At 41.2% G+C, this 3,526-nt stretch carries 3 protein-coding genes and 1 pseudogene; 1 reads left to right on the top strand and 3 read right to left on the bottom strand.

Annotated elements, in window-relative coordinates; translation table 11 throughout:
• Nucleotides 1-163 (bottom strand): annotated as a pseudogene (locus tag IQ242_RS19775) (flagellar assembly protein H); the annotation flags it as partial.
• Nucleotides 164-190: 27 nt separating this feature from the next.
• On the opposite strand from IQ242_RS19775, the gene IQ242_RS19770 reads away from it, so the two are divergent.
• Entirely contained in the window at nt 191-364 is a 174-nt protein-coding gene (locus tag IQ242_RS19770) for a hypothetical protein (RefSeq protein WP_193961136.1), read from the top strand.
• On the opposite strand, the gene IQ242_RS19765 is transcribed toward IQ242_RS19770, so the two are convergent.
• Complete coding sequence (locus tag IQ242_RS19765) at nt 354-1,478, bottom strand: GNAT family N-acetyltransferase (protein ID WP_228021107.1); 1,125 nt, start codon at nt 1,476-1,478, stop codon at nt 354-356. The two genes, IQ242_RS19770 and IQ242_RS19765, sit on opposite strands and share 11 nt — an antisense overlap.
• 382 nt (nt 1,479-1,860) lie before the next feature.
• On the bottom strand, nt 1,861-3,288 hold the full coding sequence (locus tag IQ242_RS19760; RefSeq protein WP_193961135.1) for a glycosyltransferase family 2 protein: 1,428 nt from the start codon (nt 3,286-3,288) through the stop codon (nt 1,861-1,863).
• Nucleotides 3,289-3,526 lie beyond the last annotated feature (238 nt).

Here is a 3,526-nt window from a genome sequence, read left to right as displayed (position 1 = left end):
TTTCTCCTTCCGTGACATCGGTAAATACTTCTTTGTCTAAAAAAGTAATCGAGTCCCTATCTAAATAATCCATTACTTGAGGAAAAAATAACTCGATAAATTCGACAAAAAAGGTGGAGATTAACTCTTTAAATAAGCGGTCATGGTCAATATTATTAGTCATGTAATGTCATCTTAACTAATCTGAGCGATGAATGACTACTCTTCTCTATTATATTCTGAAAAGTCGGTTTTGGCAACGGATTGTTATGACTTTACCCCTTTAACCTACGAAAAGAGGGGGATGCTTCCCGCAAAAAAAACCACAGAAAACGGGTTTCTTCAAGAAACCCGTTTTCTAGAGAGTTTAAAGATCAATTGGTAGATTTAAAGAGTGGTTTTCCTTCTGGTAATCGCCTAATTTTCCCCGACTCATCCCGTTCTACTTCTGCAAAAACATAATTGCCATTACTATCTTGCTTTAAGCATAATTTCCCATCTATTTGTTCATAAACAGGTGGACAAAATTGAGGGATTCCTCCAAATTCTACTACCTCACCCCCTAGCTCTTGTAAGATAGGACATAAGATGAGATTTTCTGCCTCATCAAAGACGAAATTATGAGTATTCGGATCTCGTAAAGGGAGAGGATAAATCGGTAAACCCATCGAACTCGTCAAAGCCTTTCCTGCTGCATCCCTAACTGGCTCTAAAAAAATTGGTTTTCCTTGAGAATTCTTGACAATTTCTTGAGTTTTTACGTCCCTTAAAACAATTGTTCCAGTCGGTATAACTTCCTTTTCTATTAGCCTTAAATGAGCCTGGTGTAAATTCGGTAAATTCTTCTCAGATATGTTAAAATGTTTTGTATATTGAATCGCTGCTTTAACAAAGCCCAAGCGTTCTAATAATACCTGAATCCCTTGTTGATCTATACTGATTAATAAGTCAATATCGCTAACCTTTAGTTCTTCCGCTTTAGCAATCGCCGCTTTAATCAACAAATTAATCGTGTCCGGTTTGCGGTGCTTTTCTTTAACATACATCCCCAAAACTGCACCCACACGACGGGGAATGAAAGGATTTTCCCACATTTCCAAAGCAGAAATCTGGGGAGGTGGGGTCTCATCATAAACATAAGTAAAGAGAAACCCGACGATTTGCTGCTCATATTCCAAGACAAAACCGAAAGATAGAGGTTTTTTAAGCTGATACCCCACATATCCTTCATAGTCAAAATCAGGTTTCAGATTGATCGAGGGATCAGCTTCCGATCGCCTTTGAGCAAAATCTCGCCAAAGAGGAGCGATCGCTATTGCATCTTCAGGTCTAGCTAGTCGTTGATGATACATAGTTTTGCCAAGATTATGCTTGTTTTCCATACTATATTCTGACAAGTCTGCTTTGGCAACAGATAAGAAGAAGCATAAAAACGCTTCAAAATACTCACTTAATGCTTCTTTCCAGGGTTGATCATAATTGGCGGTTGTTTGGTTCATGAGCTGCCTAACGCACCCTACGTTTTCTGCCTCCCTGGGAATGAAGTATAACTTGATTTGGTCTTGACTCCTGACCAGCGACTCCCCAAAACAAAAACTTCCTATCTCACCATTAAGATAACTGCTCTAGCAACGCTGTGCAGAAGAGCCAGAAATTAATTCTTCGCTAACCGATGATAAAAAAAACTGGAGCGAGCGCTTTTCGCCACCCCAGTGCTGTCACGGAATTCAATTCTGTATCTAAATTAACACATTATTGGCAGCAAGCATGATTAAGGAAATTGGAAATTTTTCCAAAAGGGGTTTCCAAAGGCTGTTACCTTGACTGACAGGGGAATTCGAGCCTAATAAGGCCAAAGTTTTTGGAGTCTATCCTCGAAAATTAAACTTCGGCGCTGAGATGTTCCCCCAGATGAACGGTTTTCACCCATTTTAAACGTTTAGGACGCAAAGCCATCCTTAGGCTGACACTGGGAATAATAATAAACCAGTGCATCATATAAATCATGCCACGAAGGGTTTGAGCAAGGATGTCCAAACCAAGAGCAAAAGTGAATTTTTTACCCGTATTGACTCGGATTAATCCTGTCACCATACCCCAGAGAGAAAGGGAAAGAGCCAAACCAGTTAAAGGAGTTAAAATCGGAGCTTGATGCTGGGTAATAGTGATTAAAAGATCGGGAATAGCGGCCGCAGGTAAGATATATTGAACGATCAAAAAAGCAATTAAATCAAACTTTTTCGGCCAAGGCATGGGAGACTTTAAAATCGCTTTCCAATAGTCGAGATAACGCTGAAAACCACCTTCGGCCCAGCGATTGCGCTGATGCCATAAAGCGATCGCAGTTGTCACCCCTTCTTCCGCTACTGCGGGAAAATTTAAGATATTAATTTTCCAATTATCGATATGGAGACGAATAGTTAAATCAAGATCGTCGGTGATCGTCTGTTCATTCCAACCCCCGCAACGATTTAAGGCACTACGACGGACAAATTGACCATTTCCGCGCAATTCTCCGATCCCTCCCACCGCGATCCGTTGCTGTTGGAAACAGCTATCAAAGATCATTTCTACCGCTTGTCCTTTTGTCCAGAAGTTTTCGGCGGCATTGGCGATCGCTTTTCGCACCTGTACCGCACCCACTTCTCGATCGTCGAACATCGGGACCACATGACGCAGTAAATCGGAGGATAATCCCGCATCCGCATCGAATACACCGATAATTTCCCCGTTAGTTAGGGATAAAACCTGATTCAAGGCGCCGGATTTGCCACCTCCGGCATTAGCAGGACGATGGAGAATTTGTAATTGGGGATATTCTAGAGCCAGGCGGTCGAGAATTGCACCGGTGTTATCGGTACTATAGTCATCGACGATCCAAACTTCCAATTTATCTTGGGGGTAGTCTAGATGACAGAGATAATTAACCAGTTTCGTGATTACGGTTTCTTCATTTTTGGCCGCTACTAAGAGGGAAACCCTAGGTACAGAGGCTAAATCCTGATCCAGTAAGGGAATTGGCGGCGTTTCTGGTTTCGTGAACAGCAGCCGCAAAGCTTGTCCCGATAGTAGGATAGTTAGGGCGATAATTGCCCAATAACCCCAACTCAGCCAATGAAGTCCGATAATTATTGTCCAGATCGCCATGAGGCTAAAAGCCGCTTTCTGTCTGCGTCCCGATCGGCCTTGAAAAATTTCGCTCCTAAATTCGTCCTCCTCATCTTCGGGATCGGACCAGTCAGATAGGAGGGAACCAATCGGGTCTAATTCTTCGTTATCATCCTCTCGCGACCAATAATTTTCTGCCATAATCGACTCAGGTTAAGTAATTAGAACTCTTGCAAATTAATTATATGTTATAATGATGGGTCAACTAATTTTCCCAAAAAAATTAGTTAATCAGTACATTCGTCCTGAATAAAAACTTGAAGTTTAACTTTTAACTCAAAACTCTTTAGAGCTGCTTTAATTTGGTTATCAAAACCTCTTTATTTAAGCGGCACAAACTATCTCAATTATAAAAATTGAGAATAAATTCTCCTTGACT

Origin of the sequence: Microcystis sp. LEGE 08355, assembly GCF_015207185.1 — a bacterium.
Lineage (GTDB): Bacteria > Cyanobacteriota > Cyanobacteriia > Cyanobacteriales > Microcystaceae > Microcystis > Microcystis panniformis.
This window is presented reverse-complemented; position numbering and strand designations above follow the sequence as displayed.

Coding starts and splice junctions, on each gene's coding strand:
- IQ242_RS19770 (WP_193961136.1), top strand. CDS start 191: ATGAATGACTACTCTTCTCTATTATATTCTGAAAAGTCGGTTTTGGCA.
- IQ242_RS19765 (WP_228021107.1), bottom strand. CDS start 1,478: ATGAACCAAACAACCGCCAATTATGATCAACCCTGGAAAGAAGCATTA.
- IQ242_RS19760 (WP_193961135.1), bottom strand. CDS start 3,288: ATGGCAGAAAATTATTGGTCGCGAGAGGATGATAACGAAGAATTAGAC.